Consider the following 26,746-nt stretch of genomic DNA (forward strand, 5'->3'; position numbering starts at 1 on the left):
ATCAGACCGACCATGAGTTGCTGGACCATCACAACGTTTCCCTTCAGCCGCCGCCCAGCGCCAACGCCACGCGGTAGGTCACAAAGCTGGCGGCATACGCCATGGCAAACAGGTACCCCACCATGAGCAGCGGGTAGCGCCAGCCATTGGTCTCACGCCGCACGGCGGCGATGGTGGAGATGCACTGGGGCGCAAACACATACCAGGCCATCAGCGACAGCGCAGTGGCCAGCGACCACGAGCCCGCAATCAGCGACCCCAGCTGGCTGGCCACCTCGTCGCCTGTGGCGGACAGCGCGTACACCGTGCCCAGTGCGCTCACCGCCACCTCGCGCGCCGCCATGCCGGGCACCAGAGCGATGGCAATCTGCCAGTTGAAGCCAATGGGCGCGACGATGACCTCGAGCAGGCGGCCCAGCTGGCCGGCCAGGCTGTAGGTGATGGCAGGCTGTGTGGCGCCTTCCGGCGCACCGGGGTAGGTGGACAGGAACCACAACAACACCGTGACGGCCAGGATGATGCCGCCCACCCGCTTGATGAAAATCACCGCCCGCTCGTACAGGCCGTAGGCCAGGCCCCGCACGCTGGGCCAGCGGTACGCGGGCAGCTCCATCATCAGCGGCGTAGCCCGCGTGTCGCTGCGGGCCAGCTTGGCCACCGCCGCCACGGCCATGGCGCTGACGATGCCCGCCACATACAGGGCGAACAGCACCACACCCTGCAGGTTGAACACCCCCGCCACCGTGCGCTCGGGGATGAAGGCTGCAATCAGCAGCGCATACACAGGCAGGCGCGCCGAGCAAGTCATGAGCGGCGCGATCATGATGGTCACCAGCCGGTCACGCCAGTGGGTGATGGAGCGCGTGGCCATCACGCCCGGCACGGCACACGCAAAGCTCGACAGCAGCGGGATGAACGAGCGGCCCGACAGGCCCACCGTGCCCATCACGCGGTCCAGCAAAAACGCCGCGCGCGGCAGGTAGCCCGAGTCCTCCAGCGCCAGGATGAACAGGAACAAGAACAGGATCTGCGGCAAAAACACCAGCACCCCGCCCGCACCTGCCAGCACCCCGTCGGTCAGCAGGCTGCGCAAGGGGCCGTCGGCCATGTGGCTGTTGACCAGGGCTGCCAGCCAGCCCACGCCATCTTCAATCCACGACTTGGGCAGCTCAGCCCAGCTGAACACCGCCTGGAACATCAGGAACAGAGTGGCGGCCAGGATCACCAGGCCCCACACCGGGTGCAGCACCACCGCATCGATGCGGTCGTCAGTCCGCAGGCTGACCACCGGCACGCGCACGGCCCGGTCCAGAATGCGCCGCACTTCCTGGTGCGTGCGGATCACGTCGTTCTGCGCCTCCAGGTCGCTCGCATCCAGGCGCGCCGCCGCATCGGGCGCCACCACCGGGCGCTGCAGCTGCTGCAGGTTGGCGCCATCCAGCCACTGCACCAGCTCCTGGGCGCCGTTGCCGCGCACGCCCACGGTGGCCAGTACGGGCATGCCCAGCTCGCGCGACAACGCCTCGCGGTCGATGGCGATGCCCTGGCGCTCGGCCACGTCCATCATGTTGAGCACCAGCACCATGGGCAGGCCCAGGGCGCGTGCCTCCAGCACCAGGCGCAGGTTCAGGCGCAGGTGGGTGGCATCGGTCACGCACACCAGCACATCGGGCACAGGCTCGCCCGCGCGGCGCCCGCGCACGATGTCGCGGGTAATGGCCTCGTCCACGCTGTGTGCGTGCAGGCTGTAGGCGCCCGGCAGGTCCAGCACGCGCACGCGGCGGCCGGCGGCGGTCTGCAGCAGGCCTTCCTTGCGCTCCACCGTCACGCCCGCGTAGTTGGCCACCTTCTGGCGCGCGCCGGTGAGCAGGTTGAACAGCGCGGTCTTGCCGCAGTTGGGGTTACCCAGCAGCGCCACGCGCAGGGGCGCATCGGCGGCGGTGGGCTGCACAGTAGCCTGGGCGTTCATGCCAGCTCCTTGGCAGACAGGCTGGTGTCATCCAGCGGCTGCACCTGCACCATGGAGGCCTCCTGGCGGCGCAGCGCAAACGTGGCCTGCCCCACCCGCACCGCGATGGGATCGCCGCCCCAGCCGCCGCGTGCGACCACCTGCACGGTTTCACCGGGCAGGAAGCCAATCTCCAGCAAGCGCAGCAGCATGCTGTGTTCTTGCGCGTCCTGTGCGGGCAACAGGCCCGTGACCCGGCCCGAGGCACGGCGCGGCAATTGGTGCAGCCGCGGGGACAGGTTCTGCTGCGTAGGAAGATGCAACCGCGCCGCAGCGCCATCGTCCATGGTTTTCATGGTGACTGGCCTCGATACAAATAATAGTGATTCTCATTCTACCAATATCTGCATCGTGCTGGTTGCCGTCTCACTCTCTCCTTGACGCAGCGCAAGCCGCAGTCCCCGCTGCCCTGCCCGGGTGGTCAGTCACATCGCTCAAACCGCTTGCACTCCACAGTAGCCCGGATGGATGTGAGCGTGTTTTCGCCGTCGATGTGCCGGGCGGTGAACTGCACCCATGCCCCCTGCGAAATGCCGTGCAGCAAGGCAGGGTTGACCACCCGGAAGGTCTGTGTGGTGAACGGCAGCTTGGCGCGGGGCAGCAGCTTGAGCCGCACAAGTGTGGCGTTGCCGCCCGCATCCGCCTCCACAGACACCAGCCGCGCCCGGGTGTAGACCGGAGCCGCAGCATCCTCTGCGGCCACCGAGGCCGCACCCGCAGGGACGACTGGCTGGGCACCTACCGCACCACACACGGCGGCCAAGGCCAGTGCGGTGGCAAACCCGCAGCCGCACTGCCCCCATCGGGCAAGCAACCAAGTGACAGCCTGCCCCATCAGAACGCCCACGCGCCTAGCTGGTAGTAGTCAAACCCGCTGGTCCGCCCACCCAGGCATTGGGCGAGGAAGTCCTCGGTCTTGCGGTACATGGTGAGGTTGTTGGGCCAGCGCTGGTTGCCATGGCCGTCCCCTTTGAAGGTGACGTAATCGACCTCTTTGCCCGCCTTGCGCAGGGCCGCCACCATCCATTCGGACTGCTCCAGCTTCACGCGCGGGTCGTTCACGCCGTGCATGATGAGGATGGGTTTTTGCGCGTGCTCAGCCCGGTACAGGGGCGACTTCGCGTCCATGCGCGCACGGTCTTCCGGCGCGGCCGGGTTGCCCACATAGCGGTGCCACCACGGCAGGCCCAGCTCCCAATAGGGCGGAGCAGCTTCCAGCAGGCGTGCGATGTCCGTCACGCCCACCACATCCACGGCGCAGGCAAAGACTTCGGGCGTGAAGGTGGCGCCCACCAGGGCCGAATAGCCGCCGTAGCTGGCGCCATAGATTGCCACGCGCTGCGGGTCGGCCACGCCGCGCTCCACCGCCCAGCGCACGCCGTCCACCAGGTCGTCGTGCATGCGGCCTGCGAACTCGCCACGGGCCTTTTCCATGTGGTTGCGGCCATAGCCGCTGGAGCCCCGGTAGTTGACCTGCAGCACCGCATAGCCCCGGTTGGCCAGAAACTGCTGCATGGCGCGGCTGGTGGCGCCATCGCCCCAGCGGTCACGCGCCCAGGGGCCGCCATGCACCAGCAGCACGGTGGGCAGCCGCTGCGGCGCTGCGCCTACGGGCAGCGTGAGGTAGCCGTGAATGGTGAGACCATCGCGCGCGGTGTAGGTGATGGGCGCGGTGGGGGCCAGGTCCTTGGCAATCAGGCTCAGCCGGTTCTCGCCCAGAAAGCGGGGTTCGTGCCCATCGCGCAGCAGGTAGTTGCGGGTGCCACGGTCGGTGGCCACCGCCACGGTGAGCACCTTGTCCGTCTGGTCCAGGCTGGTCACCAGCACCTCTGCGGGCTTGTCACCGGCCAGCGCGGACAGCCGGGCATCGAGCGCGGGGTCGAACACCTTGCGCGCCGGGTAGCCCGGCATGAAGTGCGCCAGCAGCGGCTCGCGGGTGCGGCGGCTCAGCGTCACGCTGTCCAGGTCCACGTCGGGCGAGGCAAACCACTCTTCCTCGGAGCCCGTGGTCAGGTCCAGCCGCACCAGCGCCAGCTTGTCGCGCCCCCGGTTCGACAGGGCCCAGGCCTTGCGCCCCTCATCGTGCAGGCCAAAGATGTTCAGCGTGTCCCACCGGCTGCGCTCTGCCACCGTCACCCAGCTGCCCGGCTCGGCGCCAGGTCGCTCCAGCAGCACCTGGTCGCCCTGGATCTGTGCCCGGGCGCGCAGCTGGCCCGTGGTGTCCACGCCCCACCAGCCCACGTTGCCGGGGTTGGTGGCCATCAGCACCGGCGGCCCGCCCGCAGGGTTCACGCGGTACAGGTCAAACACTTTTTTGTCGCGCTGGTTGGAGGTGACGATGAAGTCGGACGAAGCATCCACCGCCTCTGCAAAATGCGCCACCGAACGCGGTGCAGGCATCAGCTCACGCAAGTCGGTCCCGGGGCCCTCGACCGGGCCCGCATAGATGCGGGTGTTTTCATCGCCCGTGGGGTCGGCCGTGATGCCGAGCCAGCGGCTGTCGGCACTGAAGCGGATGGCGCGCGCACGGATGCGAAACGCCTTGGCGTCGCCACCATCGATGGACTGCACCCAGATTGCGGGCACCACGCCGTCGGTGCCAAACCAGGCGATGCGCTTTCCATCCGGCGACACGCGATAACCCCCGGTGGACTGCCGGCTGGCCACAAAGTCGCGCACGGGCACCAGGTCGGGCAATTGCGCCCCAGCCAGCGAAGGGTGCGTAGGCCCGGAAGCACAGCCCACCAAGGCCAGAGCAGCAGCAAGCGCTGCGCTGCCCCACCATCGCCGCACCATCGCCTGTTTGGTTGTCGATGCCATCGTTTTCTCCCCCATGTGTTGAGCCATTGAATGCGCCCATTGTGCAAAGTCCCGCCTTAAGGCCAGCCAAAGGTGGCGGCTGCGGCACTGCGCAACGGCCACCACTCCCGCCACAATCGCCCCATGCACATCCTGCTCATCGAAGACGACCTGGACCTGGGCCGCGCGCTGCAGTCCGCGCTGAAGGTGGAGGGGCTGACCAGCGAGTGGCTGCGCCGCGCGGTGGATGCGCCCGCCACGGTGGACGCCACAACGGTGGACTGTGTGCTGCTGGACCTCACACTGCCCGACGGCAGTGGCTTTGACCTGCTGGCGCGCTGGCGCAACCAGAGCGGACACAGCGGGCAGGTGCCCGTCATCGTGATCACGGCGCGCTCGGCCGTGGAGGACCGGCTGGCGGGCCTGGACGGAGGGGCGGACGACTTTGTGATCAAGCCCTTTGCCACGGCCGAACTGATGTCGCGCATCCGCGCCGTGCTGCGCCGCAGCGCGCGCCAGGCCAGCGAGCGCTGGGTGCTGGGCGAGCTGGTGGTCGAGCCCCGGCGTCATGCCGTGCAGCGCGCCGGGCTTCCGCTGGAGCTGTCCCCGCGCGAGTTTCAGCTGCTGCTGGAGCTGGCGCGCGAGCCCGGCGTGGTGGTGTCCAAAAGCGTGTTGTCGCAGCGGCTGGACCCGCTGGGCGAGCCCATGGACTTTGCCGCCATCGAAGTGCATGTGTCCAACCTGCGGCGCAAGATCGGGGCAGAGCTGATCCGAACCGTGCGTGGCGTGGGCTATCTGTTGCAAGCATGACCACGATGAAGCACGCGTTGCGCAGCGCATGGGCCTGGCTGGCCGAACCCACGCTGATGCGCCGCAGCGTGGCCTCGGTGCTGGTGGCGTTTGTGGTGGTGTGGGCGGTGCTGCTGGGCTACAACTTCGTCAACTACAAACACACCATCACCCGGGACCCGGGCCTGATGAAGTACGGCGACGCGGTGTTGGACTCGCTGGCCCAGGTTACCGATCCTGCACACGCCGCCGCGGCTGTGGCGGCCACCGACCACTGGACCAACGTCCGCCGCCGCCAGATCGGGCTGCTGCCCGGAGTGCAGATGCACGAGCTGCTCGATGCGGCATCGGGCCAGCGTGTGTTTGCCTCGCCGGGGCTGCAGAACGTGGCCTTGCCGCCCGCCACGCCCCGCGCAGAGCCATTCATAGAGGAAGCCGCCCTGCAGGGCCGGTCGTTCCGCATCTACACCGGTCGCAATGCGCGCTGGGTACTGCGGGTGTTCGAGACCAAGCGCACGGACTCCAACTTCCTGCAGTCCAACGGCCGCGCCCTGCTGCCCTACCTGCTGCTGGCGTCACCCTTTGTGCTGCTGGCGGTGTGGCTCTCGGTACGTCACGGCCTGCGGCCGCTGCAGCAACTGGCCAGCCGCATTGCGCAGCGCGGACAGGACGACCTCCAATCGGTGGGTTTCAACGCCCGCCACGGCGAACTCAAGCCCCTGGAGCAGTCGCTGGACCACCTCTTCGCCCAGCTGCAGCACAAGGTGGAGCGCGAGCGCGCCTTTGTGCAGGACGCCGCGCACGAGATCCGCACGCCGCTGGCCGTCATCACTGCACAGGCCCACGTGATGGCCCGCTCGCCCAGCGAGGAGGAACGCACGCAGGCCCAGGCCCACCTGGAGCAGGCCATCGCCCGCACCTCGCACTTGGCGCAGCAACTGCTGGACCTGGCCGCGCTGGACGACGCACAGCGCCCCGCACCGCGCGACCTGGACGTGGCGCAATGGCTGCGCGGCGCGCTAGCGCAGGCTGCGCCGCAGGCCATCGCGCGTCAGATCGAGCTGTCGCTGGACGCGCCCGACACCTTGCCCGCGCGGCTCGACCAGCCTGCGTTCGAATCCATCGCCCACAACCTCATCGACAACGCGCTGCGCTACACGCCCGATGGCGGCAACGTGGCGGTGACGCTGCGGCGCGGGGGTGCGGCGCTGCAACTGTCGGTGCAGGACGACGGGCCCGGCATCCCGGCCACAGAGCAGCAGCGGGTGTTCGAGCGCTTCTACCGGGGCACGGGCCATGCCGCCAACGGCTCAGGTCTGGGCCTGGCCATCGTGCGGCAGGCGGTGCTGCGCATGGGCGGGCAGGTGCAGATGGGCGCAGGCCTGAACGGCCGGGGCGTGGGCTTTTTCGTTAGCATTGCCCTCCCGCACAGCGCCTGACGGCCCCGCCGCAGGCCCACCGCCCGCCCCGCATGTCCGACGACGCGACCACGATGACCACCGCCGATTCCACCCACCCGTGCCTGAGCTGCGGCGCCTGCTGCGCCAGCTTTCGGTTGGACTTTGCCGTGTACGAGATGCAGGCAATGGGCGGCACGGTGCCCGACGGTCTGGCCCTGGATGTGAACGGCAGCACCTGCCGCATGCGGGGCACGGAGCAGGTGCCCATCCGCTGCGTTGCGCTCACCGGCCAGGTGGGCCAGCAGGTGGCCTGCAGCATCTACGAACTGCGCCCCGCGCCCTGCCGCGAGTTCTCGGCGGGCGACTACGCCTGCCACAAGGCGCGTGCGCGGCACGGGCTGGCGCCACTCGGCGACGGGCCCATGGACTGAGCCCCACAGCGGGCATCCTCTTTTTTCCACGCCTCCACGTTGCCGTATCTCAGCGCAGCCCCCTGTTGCGCCGACTCCGCTTTCACGGTCAAGGAGATATGTGCTTGCAGAAAATCCTATAGAGGACTAAAGTTATAGATATGCAAACCACATCCACCATCGTTCCGCTCCACACCACACCGGGCGTGAGCCGCTATGCGTCGCTGGCCGCCGCCCTGCGTGCACGTGTGGTGTCGGGTGAATGGCCTCCCGGTACGGCGCTGCCTGCAGAAAGCCTGTTGGCCAGCGAGCACCAGGTAGCGTTGGGCACGATGCGGCGGGCGCTGGAGCTGCTGGTCGCTGAAGGCCTGGTGGAGCGCCTGCAAGGCCGGGGGACGTTTGTGCGGCAAGGCATCGCCGGGGCTTCGATGCTGCGGTTCTTTCGCTTTGACACCGGCAGCAACGAGATTCCCCGTTCGCGCATCGTGTCGCGCCAGCGCATGGCTGCGCCAGCGGGTGTAGCGCGGCGCCTGGGCCTGGCCACGGGCGAGGCCGTGCTACGCCTGCTGCGCGTGCGCCTGCTGGCCGACCGCCCCTGTCTGCTGGAAGAAATCTGGCTGCCGCTGGACTTGTTCGCCCCCCTGGTGGAGGGCAACACCTCGGAGTGGGACGACCTGCTCTACCCCATGTTTGCGCGGCGCTGCGGGGTGCATGTGCACCGCGCAGTGGACGAAATCGGCTTTGGTGTGTTGACCGCGGCCCAGGCTACTCATCTGGAACTCGCCGCTGGCCACCCCTGCGTGCAGGTGCAGCGCGCCGCCCACGACCTGAGTGGGCGCTGCGTGGAGTGGCGCACCACCCGGGGCGACGCCAACGCCTTTCACTACACCGTGACGATCACCTGAGCCACGCCCCCAAGAACAACACCCCCACACCCGAAGGAGACACCATGAACCGCCCCCAGGAATCCGCCCCCACATCTGCCCAGCTGTTGGGAGGCAAACGCAGCTCCAGCACCCTCACACGCCGCACGACGCTGGCAGCCTTGGGCACCACGCTGGCAGCCCCGTGGATCGGCGCGCGCGCCAATGGCCTGGCGGGCGGGCGCCCCATTTCGCTGGTGGTGTCGTATCCGGCGGGCGGTGGCGCCGACCTGATGGCGCGCATCCTGGCGCCCCGCCTGTCAGAGGCCCTGGGGCAATCGGTGGTGGTCGAGAACAAACCGGGCGCCAGCGGCCAGCTGGCCGCTGCAGCCGTGGCCCGCGCGACGCCAGATGGCACATCGCTGCTGCTGGACGCGTCGTCGTTTGCAGTGAACCCCTCGCTCTACCCCAAGCTGCCGTACGACAGCAACGCGGCCTTTACGCCGCTGGCCATCCTGGCCACGTTTCCGAATGTGCTGGTGTGCCATCCTGGCTTTGAAGCCAAGACCGTGCAGGACGTCATCGCCAAGGCCAAGGCCCAGCCGGATTCGGTGGCGTACGCGTCTTCAGGCAACGGCTCTGCACAGCACCTGGCAGGTGCGTTGTTCGAACAGCGCACGGGCATCAAGCTGTCGCACATCCCCTATCGGGGTGGTGGTCCGGCCATGAACGATGTGATGGGCGGGCAGGTGCCACTGTTCTTTGCCAACGTAGCGTCGTCCCTGGGGCACATCCAGGCGGGCAAGCTGCGGCCCCTGGCCGTGACCAGCACGCTGCGCGCGCGTTCATTGCCCAACATTCCCACCATGGGAGAGGTCGGTGTGACCGACTACGAAGTGCTGGAATGGAACCCCTTGCTGGCGCCTGCAGGCATCTCTGCCGATACCCGCAAGCAGCTGGTGGCCGCCGTCCGCAAGGCCTTGGCCGACCCCGAAGTGTTGGGCCGTATCCGGGCATTGGGTGGTGACAGTTTTCAGGACGCCACCCAGGCCAGCGCGGGCAAGTTCATCCAGGCTCAGCAAGCCCTGTGGGGCAAGCTGGTGCGCGATCGAAAGATCGTGGCGGGCTGATCGATGACCACCGCTGCGATCAGCGCCCCGCCCCCACGCCTGGACGGGTGGGACGCCCATGTCCATATCTTTGACGGCACAGTTGCCACACAGCCGGGCCACTACCAGCCCGCCCACCACCCCATCGAGCACATCGAGGCCGAGGCGGCCCGGCTGGGCGTGGGCCACCTGGTGCTGGTGCAGCCCAGCGTGTATGGCACGAACAACCGCCTGATACTGGACGCGCTGCAAGCCCGCCCGGGTCGCCACCGCGCGGTGGTGGTGGTCGATGAAACCACCTCGCCTGCTGCCCTGCAGGCCATGCACCAGCTGGGCGTGCGCGGCATACGGTTTAACCTCGTGTCACCGGTGGGCAACGGGCTGCATGCGCTGGAGTCCCTGGCCGGGCCGCTGCGCGAAATGGGCTGGCACATCCAGTGGTACGCCCACCCGCACCACCTGGCGCAGATTGCCCATGTGCACCACCAAACGCGGTTGCCCTGTGTGCTGGACCATCTGGCGGGCATGCACGCGGCCTTGCCGGCCACAGACGCGGCCTGGCTGGCCCTGCAGCAGCTGGCCGAACTGGGCGCGTGGGTGAAGTTATCAGGCTGGTACCGGCTGCGCGACCAGGCACCGTATGCGGGGCTGACCAGCAACATCCAGCGTGTTGCTGCGCTGGCGAAGGATCGCCTCGTCTGGGGGTCAGACTGGCCCCACACTGCTTTTGAAGCGACCGCCATGCCAACTTATCGCAGCGTGTGGACGCCCGTGGTGGATGCGCTGGGCGAGGCGCGTGCGCAGGCAGCGCTTGCGGCAGGTAGCCAGCTCTACGCCTGACGCCGGCAGCAACGCCTAGATAGTTTAGGCTTCAACAAAAAATCTGAGTGGTGTTGGAAATAACCGACACCACGGGTTTTTCGGGACATGCAAACTTTGTCCCATGTCAATGCCCTCCTCCCCCACCGCCCGCCAGCTTTGGGACATCTCGCCGCCCGTGTTTGCGGGCAGCCCCGTGTTCCCCGGCGACACGGCCTACAGCCAGCAGTGGTGCGCCACCATCGGCCCCGGCTGCCCGGTCAACGTGAGCGCGATCACGATGTCGCCCCATGTTGGCGCCCACGCCGATGCGCCGCTGCACTATGACGCGCAGGGCGCCACCATCGGTGACGTGTCGCTCGACGCGTTTCTGGGCCCCTGCCGCGTGATCCACGCCATCGGCTGCGGCCCACTGATCAACTGGGAACACATTGCCCACGCGGTGAACGCCTCCCTGCCCCAGCGCGTGCTGGTGCGCACCTACGAACACATGCCCGTGGACCGCTGGGACGGCCAGCTGGCCGCCTATGCGCCCGGCACCATCGAGCGCCTGGCCGACCTGGGCGTGCTGCTGGTGGGCATCGACACCGCCAGCATCGACCCGGCCGACAGCAAGACGCTGGACAGCCACCAGGTCATCCGCCGCCGGGGTTTGCGCGTGCTGGAAAACCTGGTGCTCGACGCCGTGCCCGAGGGCGACTACGAACTGATCGCCCTGCCGCTCAAGCTGACTACGGCCGACGCATCCCCCGTGCGGGCCGTGCTGCGGGCGCTGGACTAGCGCGATACACAGAATTTCAAGCATTTCTGGCTGGAAGCGCTAGTACAACATGCGCCAGCAGCTATCAATAACATAGCAACCATCTCCCCAACTCCCATGTCCATCACCCTTCAAGACTGCCGCACCCGCGACGCCCAAGACCCGCTGCGCGCCCTGCGCGACCACTTTGCCCTGCCACCCGGCGTGATCTACCTCGACGGCAATTCACTGGGCGTGGCCCCCAAGGCCGCTGCAGCGCGCGTGGCCGATGTGGTCACCCGCGAATGGGGCACAGACCTCATCAAATCGTGGAACACCGCCAGCTGGTTTGACCTGCCCCAGCGCCTGGGCAACCAGCTCGCCCCACTGATCGGCGCGGGCAAAGATGAAGTGGTGTGCACCGACAGCACCTCCATCAACCTCTACAAGGTGCTGAGCGCGGCGCTGAACATTGCGCGGGAAGACAGCCCCGCGCGCAAGCGCATCGTGAGCGAGCGCAGCAACTTCCCCACCGACCTCTACATTGCCGAAGGCCTGTGCAAGGAGCGCGGCCTGGAGCTGGTGCTGGTAGAGCCCGAAGAGATCACCGCAGCACTCACCAACGACGTGGCTGTGCTGATGCTCACGCACGTGAACTACCGCACCGGCGCCATGCACGACATGGCCACCATCACCGCCGCCGCGCACGCCCAGGGCATTCTGTGCGTCTGGGACCTGGCGCACAGCGCGGGCGCGGTGCCGGTCGATCTGAACGGCGCAGGCGCGGATTTCTCGATTGGCTGCGGCTATAAGTATTTGAACGGCGGCCCCGGCGCACCGGCCTTTGCCTGGGTGCACCCACGCCATGCTGACCGCTTCTGGCAGCCGCTGTCCGGCTGGTGGGGCCACGCTGCACCGTTTGCCTTCACACCCGACTACCAACCCGCCCCGGGCATCACGCGCTACCTGTGTGGCACGCAGCCCATCATCAGTCTGTCGGCACTGCAATGCGGGCTGGATGTGTTCACCGCCGCGCAAAGCCTGGGCGGCATGGCCGCGCTGCGCGCCAAGTCGCTGGCGCTCACTGATCTGTTCATCCAGCTGGTGGAAGAGCGCTGCGCAGGCCACGGCCTGGGCCTGGCTACGCCGCGTGACCATGCCCAGCGCGGCTCGCAGGTGTGCCTGACCCGCGACGAAGGCGCGGGCGTGAACGGCCAGGGCAGCGGGGCCTACGCCATCGTGCAGGCGCTGATTGCGCGCGGCGTGATTGGCGACTTCCGCAAGGGCGATGGCGGCACGGGCCGCCACAAGGACATCCTGCGGTTTGGCTTCACGCCGCTGTACCTGGGCTTTGAAGACGTGTGGAATGCCGTGGAGCACCTGCGCCAGGTGCTGGAGAGCGGCGAGTGGCAGAAGGCCGAGTTCAATCAGACGCACGCCGTCACCTGATCGGAAAGGCAAACCACCATGTGCCCTTTCTCGCAAACCCCTGCCGATGGCAACAACCCGGCGTCTGCCGCCCTGCCCGAATCCATAGTGCACGAGGAGCGCGCCCAGCTCGACTTCAGCAAGTCCATGAGCTACGGCGACTACCTGCAGCTCGACGCCATCCTCACCGCGCAAAAGCCGCTGTCGCCCGCGCACGACGAGATGCTGTTCATCGTGCAGCACCAGACCAGCGAGCTGTGGATGAAGCTCATGCTGCACGAGCTGCGCGCGGCCATCGGCCACATTGCGCGCGACGAGCTGCCGCCCGCGTTCAAGATGCTGGCGCGCGTGAGCAAGATCATGGAGCAGCTGGTGCACGCCTGGGACGTGCTGGCCACCATGACACCGCCCGAGTACAGCGCCATGCGGCCGTACCTTGGCCAGTCCAGCGGCTTCCAGAGTTACCAGTACCGCTGCATCGAGTTTTCGATGGGCAACAAGAACCGCGCCATGCTCAAGCCCCACGAGCACCGCGCCGACCTGCTGGCCCTGGTGCAGGCGGCGTACGAGGCACCGTCGCTGTACGACGAGGCCCTGCGGCTGCTGGCGCGGCGCGGCCTGGCCGTGCCACCCAGCCACACCGAGCGCAACTGGACACAGCCCTATGTGGAAAACGACGCGGTAGAGCAGGCCTGGCTCACCGTATACCGCAACCCCGAAAAACATTGGGACCTGTACCAACTGGGCGAGGAACTGACCGACCTGGAAGACGCCTTCCGCCTCTGGCGCTTCCGCCACGTGACCACGGTGGAGCGCGTGATCGGCTTCAAGCGCGGCACGGGTGGCACGGGCGGTGTGAGCTACCTGCGCAAGATGCTCGACGTGGTGCTGTTCCCCGAGATCTGGAAGCTGCGCACGGATCTGTAAGCAATTCAAGCTGCCCTAAAAACAGGCCTGTTCACCGCCCTGGTGAACAGGCCTTCTAACTGCTGCCTGCGCCCAACGATAAAGCGCTAGCGGCTATCGTTTTTATAGTTCTCTCCCTGATTCGCAACCGGAGCGTTTCAGTCTCCGGCCCTGGCGAATACCTGGCCGCCCGAGAGCTGGTAGGCCACGTTGTCCACCTGCAAGCTGCGCTCGTTGGCAATGTCAAAGCGGCTGTACAGCCCGGGCGTGTCGCCGTTCAGGATGGCGGTGGACACCACCATGGAGCGCTGGGCCAGCGCGCCGGTGGTGGTGTTCACCTCCAGCCGCAAGGCACCCTGGTAGCCACGCACGGGCGGGGGCGTGCCTACGCCCGTGGGCGCTTGGTAAAGGCGTGCAGGGAACGCTATGCGCACCTTGCCCTCCACCGCCTGCAGGTTGAGCACGGGGCGGGTGCTGTCGAGCGTGGTGATACTGCCCCGGCCGCCCGCCGTCTGCGCGGCCAGCCGCTTGCCCTGCGCTGCATTGCGCACATCGAACACCGCGAGCTGAATGCCATCGGCAACGCCGCCCAGGGCGCTGTCCTTGCCCACGCCCAGCAGCAGTCCGTTCGGAAGCGGAACCAGGTGGTCGGCATAGCCGCCCGCAGCCAGCTCGCCTGCCACCGTAGGGTTCGCAGGGTTGGCAAGGTCCAGCACCCACACGGGTTCGGTGTTGGTAAAGGGTGTGGCATAGGCCCGGGCGCCTGCAAAGAACAGGTTGTCGATCTGCTGGTCGCCCCGCGCCGTGCGCAGCCGAATGGGCAGCTTGGCCTGCGGGCCCAGATAGCTGTCCCGACCGCTGTCGCGCAGCACGGTCAGCAGCGCGGGGGAGGCCTGCTGGGCCTGGATGGTCACCGGCGGCATGCCGCTCTGGCCCGTCTTGCCGGTGAAGGTCAGCACGCGCAGATCGTTCTGGTACTCGTTCAGGCGCGATGGCAGGCGGCGCAGGTCCCAGCCCAGGTGGCCGTCCACGCTGCCCGATGCGTCGTAGTCCACCTGCGCGCCCCGGAAGCTGAACTTGTGGATGTCGGTGCGGCTGTCGGCGGGGAACACAGCGTTGGCCACATCGCCGCCATAGCGGTACTGGCGCGAGCTGGCGACATACACGCTGCGCGCGCCCAGGTGCACCGCTTCGCTGCCGCCCGCAAAGCAGCGGCTGGTGCGCGCCAGACTGGACGAGGTGAGGTCGATGGCCGTGATGGACGTGAGCTGCAGCGACAGCGAGGCATTGCCCGTCTGCACCAGGCAGTCCGCCTCGTTGACCAGCGGTTGCGGCTGGCCGCCATCCACGCGCAGGGTGGGGATCAGCGCGGCGGTGTTGAGGTCCTTAAGTGCCGCGTCCACCGCCGATGCCGTGGCCCCTGCCGGCACGGTGAAGCGCGTGAGGTCGGGCGACCAGGTGGTGACCAGGTACAGCATGTTGCCAATCAGGCGGCTGCCGACCAGCAGGCCATCGATGCGCATCTGCTTGAGCTGCGCGGGCGCCATGTCCTTGTGGATGGCAAACAGGTCCAGCGACAGCGTGCGGCTGTACTCCGGCAACACGGTGATGCTGGCGTCGGCCGCAGCCACCACGGGCTGGCGGTCGGCATACGGGTCTTGCTGCGACAGCACGGCAGCGCGCGTACCACCGCCCGCCACATAAAAGCCCTGGGGGATGTACTTGGCGTCCAGCGTGGCGCTGCCCACGCTGGACAGGCTGCCATCGGCCGCTCGGGCCATGGCGGCCAGGCGCGGCGGCTCGCGGCCGGTGTCGGTGGCGTAGGCGCGGTGCACGCCATACAGCATGTTGCCCTCGGACTTGATGAGGGCGTCTTCCTCCACCACCGCGCCCGCCAGTGGCGCGCCGGTGTGGGTGACCACGCTGCCCGCGCTGCTCAAGCCCCCCACGGTGGGCACAGTGATGGCCGTGCCCGGATAGCCCAACGCCACCCGCTGCGCAATCTTGGCCTTGAAGTAGGCCACCAGATCGCCGGAGCGCGCCACCTGCAGCCGCGCCTCGTTGGGGGTCTGCGGGTTGCCGCCCTCCCCGCCACCGCAGCCGGCCACGAATGCAGCGGTGGCTACGGCCAGCCATGCGGGCGACGCATGGGATATGCCCGCCAGTGTGTTCATCAACCCTCGGTTCTTCATCTGATTGTTCTCCCTGTGAATGCGTATACCCACGGCGCGGCGTCGGCTTCGGCCCACACCACACCGCAAATAAGTGGGATAATATCCCACATAATTTCAAACCGTCAACCAGATGACAATCACAGCCTGACCCTGACACCCGCCGCGCCTCGGCCTTCTTTCATGCCCTCCCGCTCCGCCATCGTTCTGGCCTCTGCCCTGCACGTGCTGCGCCCTCTGGCGCGCCTGCTGCTGCGCAATGGCGTGGCCTACCCCGCGTTTGCCGCGGCCATGAAGAAGGTGTTTCTGGACGCTGCGCACGACGAGCTGCAGCGCACAGGCAAGAAGACGACCGACAGCGCGGTGAGCCTGATGTCGGGCGTGCACCGGCGCGATGTGCGCAACCTCGGCCGTCTGGCCGAGCCCGCTGCTGAGGAAGAAGCGGGCGAAACCCCGTTGAACATGGCCAGCCAGGTGGCCGCGCGCTGGCTGAGCCAGACGGATTGCCTGGACGACGAGGGCCAGCCCCGCCCCCTGCCCCGCAGCGGCGAGCCTCCGCACTTCGATGGCCTGGTGGCCAGCATCAGCAGCGATGTGCGGCCCCGCGCGGTGCTCGACGAACTGGTCCGCCTGGGCATGGCCGAGGAAGGTGAGGATGGACTCATCCGCCTGCTGGCCGCCGGCTTTGTGCCGCGCCAGGGCTTTGCCGAGATGGCACAGCTGATGCAGGACAACCTGCACGACCATTTGGCGGCGGCCAGTCTCAACCTGGAGGGCGAGCACAACTACCTGGAGCAGGCCGTGTTTGTGGACCAGCTCAGCGAAGAATCAGCCCACCGCCTGCACGTCGTGGCCGCCAAGGCCTGGCGCCAGGCCTTCAAGACCGTGATGACCGAGGCCCAGGCCCGCTACGACCACGACCAGCAAAACACCCCGCCCGGCGAGCGCAACCGGCGCGCCCGCTTTGGCAGCTACTTCTATGCCGCAGACCAAGATGAACGTCCTTCCTGAACTCTGGGCCCGGGTGGGCCGGATGGCCCTGCTCACGGCCCGACGGCTGGTGGCTGTCACCACCCTGCTGGTGCTGGCCGCCTGCGGTCCCGGCACCGGTGGCACGGGCACCGGCCCGATCAACGGAGCGGTTTATTTTTCGGGCGCGGGCTTCACAGTGGGAGCCCCCTGCGCTCTGCATTGCGGTGGCACGGACCTGCTGTTGGAAAACGAGCGGGTGGAACTCAACATCACCTGCCAGCGCTTTGTGTTCACCGGCCCGTGGGAGATCGATGCACAGGGCATGGCACTCCTGAAGGGCACCCTGGAAACCACGGAATTTCCCAACGGGGGCGAAGCCCAAACCCGCACTGTGGCCGCCGAGATGCAACTGCAGTTCAGCGACACCCGCGCCGACAGCAGCCGCGAGGTGGTCGTTACCGTGCGGGACGCACAGGGCAACCTGCTGGTCGCCCCCCGCACGCTGGAGCAGCGCCCTGCTTCTGCAGCAGCCGCCCCCGGGTCCTGCACTCCCGAGGAGCGCTGAAACGACACAGGGCCTGTGCAGACAGGCTGCACAGGCCCTGAAAAAACCAGAAATCCGAACCAGCCCCGAACAGGCCGGTGACAAAGAGGGGTGAGGTTACTGGACGCCCGCCACCATCATGCCGCGGTTGCTGCGGCACCAGATCGGTGCCAGGTGTCCAATCTGGATCGTCAGCTCATTGCCCTTGCCCAGCACCGTGGTGGGGCCGTTGCTGTAGGCGTAGCCGCTGTCGGCAGCCTGCTTGGGCAGCTCCACCGTCCAGCCGCTGCGGCGCATCACGCTGCGGCCTTGATCGGGGTAAAACTGCATCTCCACTTTTTCACCGTTGCCGCAGGCGTATTGCATGCTGCTGCCATCGGTCGGTGCGCTGAACGCCTGCATCGCGGGGGGCTGGCTTGCGCAGCCCGACAACAAGAGGGTAGCCAACGCACCCGAACCCAGCAAAACCATCGTCTTCATCGGTCACTCCTGACATCGCGGCGCCATCTGACGACGCCCGACAACTTCCATCCAACGGCTTGTGGCCACCGGCCACCGGGACCCATTCAAAGCCCCATGGTGATCACCCAAGCACAAACCTTGCCACTCACCACTGCCTGCACCATCCTGATTGCGAGAGACCGAAACTTGCGATTCCAGAGCCGTGACCAACACCCGGTGCAGCGCATGGGCACAAGAGTGCCCCAGGCCCCCGGCACCGTCATTGGGGTGATCCCCACATCGAGAGCCTCCTCTAAAGTCTGCCCGCGCCCTGTGGCGCCCTCATGACGGCCCCAGCCACCTGCAGACGGGGCAGGATTGGAAGCACCGAGGAGTCCAATCCGCGGTAGAAACATCTGATTACAAGCACCCACACCCCAAAATCCGCAGCATCCGACGCGTTTGGTCGGTTATGGACGGGAGGGACTGGGACATACCCTATGAGCCTGCCTGTACGGCTGCTCCGCCCACCGGGCCGGCTCCCCGCCGTCCATGGGTGACAGCAGCGCCCGTGCTCAGCGGATAACCTCGCGGGGCCCAGTCGCCGGCAGAGAACCCCTCTCGACCGCGACGGGCATCCGCTCTGGAGACCTGCCCCCGTGCCCAACCCCTTGCCAGCCCCCCCTCTCCTCGCCCCCCGCACTGCCTGGGCCATGCTGCTGGCGCTGGTGGCGGGCTTTGCGCTGAGCCAGGCGTTTCGCACCATCACGGCCATCATGGCGACGGGCTTGCGGGCCGAGTTCGGTCTGTCGGCGCAGGCGCTGGGGGTGTTTGCCGGGGCGTTTGCGTTTGCCTTTGGCACCATGCAGCTGTTCATGGGCATTGGCATCGACCTGTATGGCGTGCGGCGCACGCTGCTGGTGGCGTTTCCGCTCACCATTGCGGGCGCGGTGTTGTCGGCATTGGCGCCGGGCTATGGCACGGTGCTGCTGGGGCAGGTGCTGATCGGCGTGGGCTGCGCGCCCGCGTTTTTGGTGTGCACCGTGTTCATCGCGCGCTACTTCCCCGCGTCGCGGTTTGCCATGGTGTCGGGCGTGGCCATGGGGGTGGGTGGGCTGGGCATGCTGTTTACCGGCACGCCCCTGGCCTGGCTGGTGCAGCAGTCGTCCTGGCGCATGGGGTTTGGCGTGCTGGCGGGCTTGGCGGCGCTGGCCTGGCTGCTGATCTTCTGGAAGGTGCATGAGCCCGCACAACCCCTCGACGATGCAGCCCCGCGCGAATCGGTGCTGGAGGCAGTGCGTGGCTTTGGCGCGCTGTTCCTGCTGCCGCACACCGCCGGCATCATGCTGCTGGCGCTGATGACCTATGCCTCGTTCCTCACGCTGCGCGGGCTGTGGCTGGGGCCACTGTTGATCGAGCGGCACGGCTATTCGCTGGTGGCCAGCGGCAATGTGGCCATGCTGTCGTCGCTGGTGTCACTGTTCAGTCCAGCCCTTTTTGGTCGGCTGGACCCTGGCCCCACACGGCGCAGGCGCTGGCTGCTGGGCTTTACCGCCCTGCTGGCGGCCTTGTTTGCGGCCATGGGCTTTCTGCATGCCGAATGGCTGGACGTGGGCGGCTCCGTGGCCGTGGGCCTGCTGTCCGGCTACATGGTGCTGCAGTATTCGGACGTGCGCTCGGCCTACGCCCCTGCGGTCACGGGGCGGGCCATGGCGGTGTTCACCATGGCGCTGTTCCTGGGCGTGGCGCTGATGCAGTGGGTGACGGGCGTGGCGGCCTCCATCGCCGCCGCACAGGGTGCAGACCCGTACGTGGCGGTGATGCTGACCATTGCGGCCATGCTGGTGGTGGGTGCACTGGCCTTCAGGCTGCTGCCCGCGCCCGCCCATTGACCAGCTCATTCACCCGCGCGGGGTCAGGCGGGCACAGCGCCGCACTGGCACCTGCTACACGCCACCATTGCAGCACGCCAAACAACAACTCGAAGGCGGTGAAACCCAGCACGATGGCATTGGCGCCGTTTGCCACCGCGTAGATCTGCCAGGCCGCAAACAGAAACCGCGCCACGCCATCCAGCCGCCCCAGCAGCACCGTGGGCGCCACGATGCGCGCCACCGACCACACCACCACCACCGAGCCCAGCAGGTTGGCCAGTAGCATGTGCGTGGTGTCCAAGGGGTGCAAGGTGCCGGGCGATGCGAGCGCCTGGGCCAACAGGTTCAGCTGGGCATAGAGCCAGGCAAAGGTCCAGGGCAAGGCAAAAGGCCAGGTGACGAGCAGGTCGTACCAGCCGCTGGCGCGCACGATGCGCAGATAACGGCCGGAAGCGAAAGCGGGGATGTGCATGACAGGAAACCTCTGTGAATGGATCAATGAGGCCCCGAGCTTCCACCTTGAAGTACGCTTCAGGGTCAAGCACTTTGTGAGGGGAGCGTGATCATGCTGATCGGTGAACTGGCCACGGCCTCGGGCCTGAGCCGCGAGGCGCTGCGCTTTTATGAACAGCAGGGCCTGATTCGCGCGCGGCGCCTGGACAACGGTTACCGGGACTACCCGCCCGAAGTGGTGACGCTGGTGCAGTACATCCGCACTGCGCAGCAGCTGGGCTTTACCCTGGCGGAGATCGGCGACCGGCTGCCCGCCATCTGGGACGCCGCCGAGCCCGGCCCCGCATTGGCGCAGGTGCTGGCCGCCAAGCTGCAGGAGATTGATGACCGCATTGCCGCACTGCAGGCCCTGCGCCAGACGTTGGCCGAGCGTGTGGCCACCGACTGCCCGCTGCAGGCCCGGGCGCCACGGGCCAAGGCCTCTTCGCCCACTTTTTGAGCCAAATCGGGCGGTAGCGCTAGTACATCATGCGCTGGCAGCTATCAAAAACAGAGCGATCTTCCCTCAATCGCCGCGCAGGTGCCAGCGCAGCCCGGTCAGGTGGCTGAGGCGGGCACCTGGTGCAGCAGCACCGGGTGGTTGCCATCGGCGTCCGCACTCTCGACCTGCACCCCAAAGCCCCACAGCCGCGCCACGTGCTTGAGCACCTCCTGGGTGTCGTCGGCCAGCGGGCGGCCCTGGTACTGGGTGTGGCGCAGGGTCAGGCTGCGGTCGCCGCGCAGGTTCACGTTCCACACCTGGATGTTGGGCTCGCGCGTGCCCAGGTCGTACTGCTGCGACAGCATCTGGCGCAGGCTGCGGTAGCCGTTTTCGTCGTGGATCTCGCTGACCACCAGATCGCGCTCGCCAGCGTCGTCATGCAGCGCAAACAGGCGCATCTCGCGCATCAGGTGCGGGCTGAGGTACTGGCCGATGAAGCTCTCGTCCTTGAAGTTGCGCATGGCATGGTCGAGCGCAGGCAGCCAGGGGGTGCCAGCAATATCGGGGAACCAGTGCCGGTCCTCCTCGGTGGGGTGCTGGCAGATGCGCTGAATGTCGCGGTACATGGCAAACCCCAGCGCGTAGGGGTTGATGCCGCTATAGGCACGGTGCCCCACGGGTGGCTGGTAGACCACGTTGGTGTGCGAGCCCAGCCATTCGATCATCACGCCGTCGCTCAGATACCCCTCGTCGTACAGCGTGTTGAGCAGCGTGTAGTGCCAGAACGTGGCCCAGCCCTCGTTCATGACCTGGGTCTGGCGCTGGGGGTAGAAATATTGGGCGATCTTGCGCACGATGCGCACTATTTCGCGCTGCCAGGGCTCCAGCAGGGGCGCGTTTTTTTCGATGAAGTACAGGATGTTCTCTTGCGGCTCCCTGGGGAAGCGGTCGGCCTCTTGCGCCGCACCTTCCTTGCCGGGGCGCGTGGGCAGGGTGCGCCACAGCTCGTTCACCTGCTGCTGGGCGTAGGCCTCGCGCTGCGCGCGTTCAAGCCGCTCGCGCGCCAGGTTCTTCTTGGACGGGCGGCGATAGCGGTCCACGCCAAAGTTGGCCAAGGCATGGCAGGAGTCGAGCAGGCGCTCCACTTCGCCCGTGCCGTAGCGCTCCTCACACTGGGCCACATAGTCCTTGGCATACACCAGGTAGTCGATGATGCTGGACGCATCGGTCCACATGCGAAACAGGTAGTTGCCCTTGAAGAAGCTGTTGTGACCATAGGCGGCATGCGCAATCACCAGCGCCTGCATGGCGGTAGTGTTCTCCTCCATCAGGTAGCTGATGCAGGGGTTGGAGTTGATGACGATCTCGTACGCCAGGCCCATGTGCCCGCGCCGGTAGCGCCGTTCCGTGGCCAGAAACTCCTTGCCGTAGCTCCAGTGCCGGTAGTTCACCGGCATGCCCACGCTGGAGTAGGCGTCCATCATCTGTTCGGCGGTGATGATCTCCAGCTGGTTGGGGTAGGTGTCGAGACCAAAGCGCTCGGCCGTGGCGGCAATGGCCGCGTGGTAGCGCTCGATCAGCTCGAACGTCCAGTCGCTCGGGTCGGGCAACGGCTCGGCCGGCCGCGCGCCTGCAGGCAGCGGCTGGCCGGGCACGGCACGGTGGCGGCGCTCGCCCACGGCAGCGGCCTTCCAGGGGTTGTCGCTGAGGCGGCGCTCCAGCACAGGGTACTGCACAACGTTGCTCATGCGGCCACCCCCTCTTTCTTGAAGAGATCGCGGAATACCGGGTAGATGTCACCGGGTGCGGAGACCTTGCGCATCGCAAAGTGGGAGTACAGCGGCGCGAGCTGGCTGTACTCGTCCCACAGGTTCTGTTCTTCCTCGGCCACCTGCACATAGGCAAAGTAGCGCACCAGCGGCAGGATCTTGTCCACCAGCAGGTTGCGGCAGACGCCGCTGTCGTTGGTGAAGTTGTCACCATCGCTGGCCTGGGCCACGTAAATGTTCCAGTCGCCCTGCGGGTAGCGTGCACGGATGATCTGGTCCAGCAGCACCAGCGCGCTGCTCACCACCGTGCCGCCGCTTTCGGTGGAATGAAAGAACTGCTCCTCGCTCACCTCGGCCGCCTGGGTGTGGTGGCGGATGAACACGATGTCGATGGTCTCGTAGTGCCGCGTGAGGAACAGGTACAGCAGGATGAAGAACCGCTTGGCCAGCTCCTTGCGCGTCTCGTCCATGGAGCCCGACACATCCATCACGCAGAACATCACCGCCTGGCTGCTGGGCACGGGCACCGGCGTGCGCGCACGAAAGCGCAGGTCGATGGGGTCGAGGTACGGAATCTTGCCGATGCGCGCCGTGAGCACATCGATGCGGCGCTGCAACTCAGCCACCGCCTCGCTGGTGCCGTCGTCCTGCGCCAGCAGGGCGTCCAGTTCGGCCTGCAGCGCCAGCAGCTCGCGGTGCGCCGACTTGCCCAGTGCAATGCGCCGACCCAAAGCGCCGCGCATGGTGCGCAGCACGGCCAGGTTGTTGGGGATGCCGTCCTGGCTGTAGCCTGCGCGGCGCGACTTCCACTGCGGGTTCTCGCCAATGTGGGTGCGCAGCAGGTGCGGCAGTGCGAGGTCTTCAAAAAAGAGCTGCATGAACTCTTCCTTGGTCAGCGTGAAGGTGAAGTCGTCTTCGCCCTCGCCGCTGTCGCTGGCCTGCGATCCGCGCCCACCCGCACCGCCCTGGGGCCGCTCGATGCGGTCGCCACGCACATGCTCTGCATTGCCGGGGTGCACGGTGTCGCGGATGCCGCCCTGACCGTGGTGGAAGACGGGCTCGCTGATGTCCTTGCGCGGGATGGTGATGCTCTCGGCCTGCTCCATGTCGCGGATGCCGCGTTGCGAGACGGCGCGGCGCACCGCATCCGCGATCTGTTCCTTGTAGCGGCGAACAAATCGCTCGCGGTTGCCCACCGACTTGTTCTTGCCAGCGAGCCTGCGGTCGATGATTTGCAATGCCATCCGTTGCTCCCGTTCCCCATGCAGGGCCTGTGGCCCAGGCACCGACCCTAGCTACTCTTGCGCACGCGCAGGTACCACTCGCACAGCAGCCGCACCTGCTTGGGCGTGTAGCCCTTGTTCACCATGCGGGTGACGAAGTCCTCGTGCTTGCGGGCCTCTTCGGCGCTGGCCTTGGCGTTGAAGCTGATCACCGGCAGCAGCTCTTCGGTGTTGGAGAACATCTTCTTCTCGATCACCAGCCGCAGTTTTTCGTAGCTCGTCCAGCTGGGGTTCTTGCCCTGGTTGTTGGCGCGCGCGCGCAGCACAAAGTTGACGATCTCGTTGCGGAAGTCCTTGGGGTTGGCGATGCCTGCGGGCTTCTCGATCTTCTCCAGCTCGGCGTTGAGCGCGCTGCGGTCGAACACCTCGCCGGTGTCGGTGTCGCGGTACTCGTTGTCCTGGATCCAGTAGTCGGCGTAGGTGACGTAGCGGTCGAAGATGTTCTGACCGTATTCGCTGTAGCTTTCCAGGTAGGCCGTCTGGATCTCCTTGCCAATGAACTCGGCATAGCGCGGCGACAGGAACTCCTTGATGTGGCCGGTGTACTTGGTCTCCAGATCGGTGGCGAACTGCTCGCGCTCGATCTGCTGCTCCAGCACATACATCAGGTGCACCGGGTTGGCGGCCACCTCGGCGCTGTCGAAGTTGAACACCTTGGACAAAATCTTGAACGCAAAGCGGGTGGAGATGCCCGTCATGCCCTCGTCCACGCCCGCGTAGTCGCGGTACTCCTGGTAGCTCTTGGCGCGCGGGTCGGTGTCCTTGAGGCTCTCGCCGTCGTACACCTGCATCTTGCTGAAGATGCTGGAGTTCTCGGGCTCTTTCAGGCGCGTGAGGATGGCGAACTGGGCCATCATCTTGAGCGTACCGGGCGCACACACGGCGTTGCCCAGCGACGATTCGCGGATGAGCTTTTCGTAGATGCGGATCTCCTCGCTCACGCGCAGGCAGTACGGCACCTTGACGATGTAGATGCGGTCGAGAAACGCCTCGTTGTTCTTGTTGTTGCGAAACGCCTTCCACTCGCTTTCGTTGCTGTGGGCCAGCACCACGCCATCAAACGGAATCGCCCCAAAACCTTCGGTGCCCTTGTAGTTGCCCTCCTGCGTGGCCGTGAGCAACGGATGCAGCACCTTGATGGGCGCCTTGAACATTTCCACGAATTCGAGCAGCCCCTGGTTGGCCAGACACAAGCCGCCGCTGTAGCTGTAGGCGTCGGTATCGTCCTGTGCAAAGGTTTCGAGCTTGCGGATGTCCACCTTGCCCACCAGGCTGGAGATGTCCTGGTTGTTCTCGTCGCCCGGCTCGGTCTTGGCAATGCCCACCTGCTTGAGCACGCTGGGGTAGCGCTTGACCACCCGGAACTGGCGGATGTCACCGCCGTACTCTTCCAGCCGCTTCACCGCCCAAGGCGACAGCACGCGCTGCAGGTAGCGGCGCGGAATGCCGAACTGCTCCTCCAGCACCGGGCCGTCTTCTGCGGCGTCGAACAGACCCAGCGGTGATTCGTTGACCGGCGAGCCCTTGAGCGCATAGAACGGCACCTTCTGCATCAGCGCCTTGAGGCGCTCTGCAATGGAGCTTTTGCCACCGCCCACAGGGCCCAGCAGGTAGAGGATCTGCTTGCGCTCCTCCAGCCCCTGCGCGGCATGGCGGAAGAAGCTCACCACCTGCTCGATGGACTCCTCCATGCCGTAGAACTCGGTGAAAGCGGGGTAGCGCTTGATGACCTTGTTGGCAAAGAGCCGCGACAGGCGCGGGTCGTTGCGCGTGTCCACCATCTCGGGCTCGCCAATCGCTGCCAGCATGCGCTGGGCCGATGTGGCATAGGCCATGGGGTCACGCTTGCACTCGGCGAGGTACTCGTCGATCGACATTTCCTCTTCGCGGCTACGGGCATAGCGCGCGGCGAAGTTGCTGATGGCATCCATACGACCTCCTGTAGCGGCACCCCTGGCGGGCTCAGGTGGTACCACGGTGTTGCATTGGCAATCGCTACCGGCTTGGCTCTTTGTAGCACCACGACCTGCGCTTGAACAGCAAATTCGCGGGCGTGTGGCCGGCCTTTTTGTGGCATTGCACACACAGGGATAGAGCGTGGCACACTGCGCAAAGTTCACCCTGCAAAACGTGCTCGCGGGTTGCAACGGATAGGGAATGTCCTGACAACTGGAATGTCCGGTTGATAACGCATGCATGGGCCATGCGCCTAAGGCTTATCCGCAGTGCGCCTCCCGCACGCCAACCGTCACAACGAACTGGCGCTGGAGCCGTCGCCCCGGTACAACCAGGGAACATCCAGCAGGCGCTCGCCCAGCAGGCGCAGCGACAGGTCGCGCCCCCAGCGCACCGGCCCCGTGGCGTGGAAGATGCGGCCATTGCGTGTCGACCGTGCCTGCACTCGCGCGTTGCGCTGCCAGCGGTTGAGCGCATAGCGGCGCAGACGCAGCGGCACATCGAGGTCGTGCATGGCCAAAGCACGCTGCAACTCGGCCGCGTCTTCAATCGCCATGCCCGCGCCCTGGGCCAGGTACGGCCGCATGGGGTGCGCGGCATCGCCCAGCAGGCCCACCAGGCCTTGTGCCATCTCGTCGGCGCTGCGCACCGGCGGGCGGTCACACAAGGGCCACAGGCGCCAGCCCGCCCCACCTGCGGCACTCACACTGCGCACCACGTCCTGCAGCGCGGTGCAGGTGCCTTGCAGTGCGTGCTCCAGGCCTGCGGCATTGGCGGCGTGGTCCCAGTTCTCCAGGTCTTGCGGTGCGGGCCCTTGCACAATGACCACCAGGTTTTGCAGCTCGCCCCGACGCACGGGGTACTGCACCGCGTGCAGGCGCGGGCCCAGCCAGGCGGTGACCTGCGCCGTGCGCAAGGCGTCGGGCAGCACATGCTGCGGCACCAGCGCGCGGTAGGCCAGGTGCCCCGTCACGCGTGGCGGTACCGCGCCCAGAAGCTGGGTGCGCGTGCGGCTCCACAGGCCATCGGCACCGATCAGGGCATCGCCCTCAACCTGCTTGCCCCGGCTGGTGCGCACGGTGACCACGCCGTCGGCATCGGCAAAGCTGTCGATCGCATGCTCCAGATGCCATTGCGTGTCGGTGTACTTGGTCACGGCGGACAGCAACAAGCCATGCAGGTCCGCTCGGTGAATGGTGGCGTAGGCCGCGCCATAGCGCTCCACCGCCGTGGGCCCCAGGGGCAACACGGCCAGCTCTTGGCCGCTGACGGCGTTGCGCACCTGCAACCGGCTGGGGAAGGCAGCCACCGCCTGCAGCGGCTGCTGCAGACCCCAGGCCTGCAAGCGGCGCACCACGTTGGGCCCGATCTGCACGCCCGCACCCACTTCGCTGAACGCAGCAGCGCGCTCGTACAGCCGCACCTCCCACCCGGCCCGGGATGCGCCCAACGCAGCAGCCAAGCCGCCAATGCCGCCACCGGCGACCAACACCTGTTTTTTCATGGCGCGATTGTGAACTGCGCGCGCTGGG

General features: G+C 66.9%; 24 protein-coding genes. 13 read left to right on the forward strand and 11 right to left on the reverse strand.

All coding sequences use genetic code 11. From position 1 onward, the window contains the following. Nucleotides 1-43 precede the first annotated feature (43 nt). The 4 genes from CLU87_RS15010 to CLU87_RS15025 all read right to left on the reverse strand — a co-directional run bounded on the left by CLU87_RS15010 (nt 44) and on the right by CLU87_RS15025 (nt 4,828). Nucleotides 44-1,969, reverse strand: a complete 1,926-nt coding sequence (locus CLU87_RS15010; RefSeq protein WP_099730968.1) for a ferrous iron transporter B — start codon at nt 1,967-1,969, stop codon at nt 44-46. Beyond that, nucleotides 1,966-2,295, reverse strand: coding sequence for a FeoA family protein (locus CLU87_RS15015; RefSeq protein ID WP_099732195.1), 330 nt, complete (start codon nt 2,293-2,295; stop codon nt 1,966-1,968). Before CLU87_RS15015 ends, CLU87_RS15010 begins: the two co-directional genes overlap by 4 nt. 134 nt (nt 2,296-2,429) lie before the next feature. Beyond that, nucleotides 2,430-2,822, reverse strand: a complete 393-nt coding sequence (locus CLU87_RS15020; protein WP_233193797.1) for a copper-binding protein — start codon at nt 2,820-2,822, stop codon at nt 2,430-2,432. A gap of 20 nt (nt 2,823-2,842) precedes the next feature. Continuing rightward, a complete protein-coding gene (locus CLU87_RS15025) occupies nt 2,843-4,828 on the reverse strand; it encodes a S9 family peptidase (protein ID WP_158236080.1) in 1,986 nt (661 codons plus the stop codon). Between the two features lie 123 nt (nt 4,829-4,951). On the opposite strand from CLU87_RS15025, the gene CLU87_RS15030 reads away from it, so the two are divergent. From CLU87_RS15030 to kynA, 9 genes are all read left to right on the forward strand, one after another. Then, entirely contained in the window at nt 4,952-5,617 is a 666-nt protein-coding gene (locus CLU87_RS15030) for a response regulator transcription factor (RefSeq protein WP_099732196.1), read from the forward strand. 5 nt (nt 5,618-5,622) lie between these two features. Then, on the forward strand, nt 5,623-7,035 hold the full coding sequence (locus tag CLU87_RS15035) for a HAMP domain-containing sensor histidine kinase (protein ID WP_099732197.1): 1,413 nt from the start codon (nt 5,623-5,625) through the stop codon (nt 7,033-7,035). Nucleotides 7,036-7,067: 32 nt separating this feature from the next. Continuing rightward, on the forward strand, nt 7,068-7,427 hold the full coding sequence (locus CLU87_RS15040; RefSeq protein WP_233193798.1) for a YkgJ family cysteine cluster protein: 360 nt from the start codon (nt 7,068-7,070) through the stop codon (nt 7,425-7,427). 140 nt (nt 7,428-7,567) lie between these two features. Beyond that, nucleotides 7,568-8,311, forward strand: coding sequence for a GntR family transcriptional regulator (locus CLU87_RS15045; RefSeq protein WP_099730971.1), 744 nt, complete (start codon nt 7,568-7,570; stop codon nt 8,309-8,311). Between the two features lie 44 nt (nt 8,312-8,355). Beyond that, nucleotides 8,356-9,399: a tripartite tricarboxylate transporter substrate binding protein gene (locus CLU87_RS15050; protein WP_099730972.1), complete on the forward strand. Its 1,044-nt coding sequence runs from the start codon at nt 8,356-8,358 to the stop codon at nt 9,397-9,399. A gap of 3 nt (nt 9,400-9,402) precedes the next feature. Further along, nucleotides 9,403-10,218 (forward strand): amidohydrolase, encoded by an 816-nt coding sequence (locus tag CLU87_RS15055; protein ID WP_099730973.1) that lies wholly within the window; start codon nt 9,403-9,405, stop codon nt 10,216-10,218. A 103-nt stretch (nt 10,219-10,321) separates the two neighbouring features. Next, the gene (gene kynB, locus CLU87_RS15060; RefSeq protein WP_192420185.1) at nt 10,322-10,978 is read left to right on the forward strand and encodes an arylformamidase; all 657 of its coding nucleotides are present in this window, start codon (nt 10,322-10,324) and stop codon (nt 10,976-10,978) included. Nucleotides 10,979-11,074: 96 nt separating this feature from the next. Beyond that, on the forward strand, nt 11,075-12,385 hold the full coding sequence (kynU, locus tag CLU87_RS15065; RefSeq protein ID WP_099730975.1) for a kynureninase: 1,311 nt from the start codon (nt 11,075-11,077) through the stop codon (nt 12,383-12,385). 18 nt (nt 12,386-12,403) lie between these two features. Next, nucleotides 12,404-13,291, forward strand: a complete 888-nt coding sequence (gene kynA / locus CLU87_RS15070) for a tryptophan 2,3-dioxygenase (protein ID WP_056748325.1) — start codon at nt 12,404-12,406, stop codon at nt 13,289-13,291. A gap of 137 nt (nt 13,292-13,428) precedes the next feature. On the opposite strand, the gene CLU87_RS15075 is transcribed toward kynA, so the two are convergent. Continuing rightward, on the reverse strand, nt 13,429-15,462 hold the full coding sequence (locus tag CLU87_RS15075) for a beta-propeller domain-containing protein (protein WP_099730976.1): 2,034 nt from the start codon (nt 15,460-15,462) through the stop codon (nt 13,429-13,431). Between the two features lie 162 nt (nt 15,463-15,624). On the opposite strand from CLU87_RS15075, the gene CLU87_RS15080 reads away from it, so the two are divergent. Both CLU87_RS15080 and CLU87_RS15085 read left to right on the forward strand, forming a co-directional pair. Next, nucleotides 15,625-16,452, forward strand: coding sequence for a DUF6502 family protein (locus CLU87_RS15080; protein WP_099730977.1), 828 nt, complete (start codon nt 15,625-15,627; stop codon nt 16,450-16,452). Continuing rightward, on the forward strand, nt 16,436-16,978 hold the full coding sequence (locus CLU87_RS15085; protein WP_143227280.1) for a hypothetical protein: 543 nt from the start codon (nt 16,436-16,438) through the stop codon (nt 16,976-16,978). Before CLU87_RS15080 ends, CLU87_RS15085 begins: the two co-directional genes overlap by 17 nt. Before the next feature lie 96 nt (nt 16,979-17,074). Here the strand turns inward: CLU87_RS15085 and CLU87_RS15090 are convergent, their stop codons facing one another. Beyond that, nucleotides 17,075-17,437: an MliC family protein gene (locus tag CLU87_RS15090; RefSeq protein WP_099730979.1), complete on the reverse strand. Its 363-nt coding sequence runs from the start codon at nt 17,435-17,437 to the stop codon at nt 17,075-17,077. A gap of 674 nt (nt 17,438-18,111) precedes the next feature. On the opposite strand from CLU87_RS15090, the gene CLU87_RS15095 reads away from it, so the two are divergent. Continuing rightward, entirely contained in the window at nt 18,112-19,290 is a 1,179-nt protein-coding gene (locus CLU87_RS15095; RefSeq protein ID WP_099730980.1) for a nitrate/nitrite transporter, read from the forward strand. On the opposite strand, the gene CLU87_RS15100 is transcribed toward CLU87_RS15095, so the two are convergent. Beyond that, nucleotides 19,262-19,744 carry a hypothetical protein gene (locus tag CLU87_RS15100; RefSeq protein WP_099730981.1) on the reverse strand — a complete coding sequence of 161 codons (483 nt, stop codon included), beginning with the start codon at nt 19,742-19,744 and terminating at the stop codon, nt 19,262-19,264. The genes CLU87_RS15095 and CLU87_RS15100 overlap by 29 nt on opposite strands. A 93-nt stretch (nt 19,745-19,837) precedes the next feature. Between CLU87_RS15100 and CLU87_RS15105 the strand changes: the two genes are divergently transcribed. After that, the gene (locus tag CLU87_RS15105; RefSeq protein WP_099732199.1) at nt 19,838-20,224 is read left to right on the forward strand and encodes a MerR family transcriptional regulator; all 387 of its coding nucleotides are present in this window, start codon (nt 19,838-19,840) and stop codon (nt 20,222-20,224) included. Between the two features lie 98 nt (nt 20,225-20,322). On the opposite strand, the gene CLU87_RS15110 is transcribed toward CLU87_RS15105, so the two are convergent. From CLU87_RS15110 to CLU87_RS15125, 4 genes are all read right to left on the reverse strand, one after another. Then, nucleotides 20,323-21,954 (reverse strand): SpoVR family protein, encoded by a 1,632-nt coding sequence (locus CLU87_RS15110; RefSeq protein ID WP_099730982.1) that lies wholly within the window; start codon nt 21,952-21,954, stop codon nt 20,323-20,325. Further along, nucleotides 21,951-23,219 (reverse strand): YeaH/YhbH family protein, encoded by a 1,269-nt coding sequence (locus tag CLU87_RS15115; protein WP_099730983.1) that lies wholly within the window; start codon nt 23,217-23,219, stop codon nt 21,951-21,953. The genes CLU87_RS15110 and CLU87_RS15115 overlap by 4 nt, the downstream gene beginning before the upstream one ends. Nucleotides 23,220-23,266: 47 nt before the next feature. Beyond that, the gene (locus CLU87_RS15120) at nt 23,267-25,189 is read right to left on the reverse strand and encodes a PrkA family serine protein kinase (RefSeq protein ID WP_099730984.1); all 1,923 of its coding nucleotides are present in this window, start codon (nt 25,187-25,189) and stop codon (nt 23,267-23,269) included. Between the two features lie 317 nt (nt 25,190-25,506). Further along, nucleotides 25,507-26,718: an FAD-dependent monooxygenase gene (locus tag CLU87_RS15125; RefSeq protein WP_099730985.1), complete on the reverse strand. Its 1,212-nt coding sequence runs from the start codon at nt 26,716-26,718 to the stop codon at nt 25,507-25,509. Between the last annotated feature and the right edge of the window lie 28 nt (nt 26,719-26,746).

This window comes from Acidovorax sp. 59 (genome assembly GCF_002754175.1).
GTDB classification, from domain to species: Bacteria; Pseudomonadota; Gammaproteobacteria; order Burkholderiales; family Burkholderiaceae_C; genus Acidovorax; species Acidovorax delafieldii.

Coding starts and splice junctions, on each gene's coding strand:
- CLU87_RS15095 (WP_099730980.1), top strand. CDS start 18,112: ATGCTGCTGGCGCTGGTGGCGGGCTTTGCGCTGAGCCAGGCGTTTCGC.
- CLU87_RS15030 (WP_099732196.1), top strand. CDS start 4,952: ATGCACATCCTGCTCATCGAAGACGACCTGGACCTGGGCCGCGCGCTG.
- kynU (WP_099730975.1), top strand. CDS start 11,075: ATGTCCATCACCCTTCAAGACTGCCGCACCCGCGACGCCCAAGACCCG.
- CLU87_RS15085 (WP_143227280.1), top strand. CDS start 16,436: ATGAACGTCCTTCCTGAACTCTGGGCCCGGGTGGGCCGGATGGCCCTG.
- CLU87_RS15110 (WP_099730982.1), bottom strand. CDS start 21,954: ATGAGCAACGTTGTGCAGTACCCTGTGCTGGAGCGCCGCCTCAGCGAC.
- CLU87_RS15045 (WP_099730971.1), top strand. CDS start 7,568: ATGCAAACCACATCCACCATCGTTCCGCTCCACACCACACCGGGCGTG.
- CLU87_RS15055 (WP_099730973.1), top strand. CDS start 9,403: ATGACCACCGCTGCGATCAGCGCCCCGCCCCCACGCCTGGACGGGTGG.
- kynA (WP_056748325.1), top strand. CDS start 12,404: ATGTGCCCTTTCTCGCAAACCCCTGCCGATGGCAACAACCCGGCGTCT.
- CLU87_RS15050 (WP_099730972.1), top strand. CDS start 8,356: ATGAACCGCCCCCAGGAATCCGCCCCCACATCTGCCCAGCTGTTGGGA.
- kynB (WP_192420185.1), top strand. CDS start 10,322: ATGTCAATGCCCTCCTCCCCCACCGCCCGCCAGCTTTGGGACATCTCG.
- CLU87_RS15105 (WP_099732199.1), top strand. CDS start 19,838: ATGCTGATCGGTGAACTGGCCACGGCCTCGGGCCTGAGCCGCGAGGCG.
- CLU87_RS15080 (WP_099730977.1), top strand. CDS start 15,625: ATGCCCTCCCGCTCCGCCATCGTTCTGGCCTCTGCCCTGCACGTGCTG.
- CLU87_RS15115 (WP_099730983.1), bottom strand. CDS start 23,219: ATGGCATTGCAAATCATCGACCGCAGGCTCGCTGGCAAGAACAAGTCG.
- CLU87_RS15075 (WP_099730976.1), bottom strand. CDS start 15,462: ATGAAGAACCGAGGGTTGATGAACACACTGGCGGGCATATCCCATGCG.
- CLU87_RS15010 (WP_099730968.1), bottom strand. CDS start 1,969: ATGAACGCCCAGGCTACTGTGCAGCCCACCGCCGCCGATGCGCCCCTG.
- CLU87_RS15120 (WP_099730984.1), bottom strand. CDS start 25,189: ATGGATGCCATCAGCAACTTCGCCGCGCGCTATGCCCGTAGCCGCGAA.
- CLU87_RS15040 (WP_233193798.1), top strand. CDS start 7,068: ATGTCCGACGACGCGACCACGATGACCACCGCCGATTCCACCCACCCG.
- CLU87_RS15125 (WP_099730985.1), bottom strand. CDS start 26,718: ATGAAAAAACAGGTGTTGGTCGCCGGTGGCGGCATTGGCGGCTTGGCT.
- CLU87_RS15015 (WP_099732195.1), bottom strand. CDS start 2,295: ATGGACGATGGCGCTGCGGCGCGGTTGCATCTTCCTACGCAGCAGAAC.
- CLU87_RS15035 (WP_099732197.1), top strand. CDS start 5,623: ATGAAGCACGCGTTGCGCAGCGCATGGGCCTGGCTGGCCGAACCCACG.
- CLU87_RS15100 (WP_099730981.1), bottom strand. CDS start 19,744: ATGCACATCCCCGCTTTCGCTTCCGGCCGTTATCTGCGCATCGTGCGC.
- CLU87_RS15090 (WP_099730979.1), bottom strand. CDS start 17,437: ATGAAGACGATGGTTTTGCTGGGTTCGGGTGCGTTGGCTACCCTCTTG.
- CLU87_RS15025 (WP_158236080.1), bottom strand. CDS start 4,828: ATGGCATCGACAACCAAACAGGCGATGGTGCGGCGATGGTGGGGCAGC.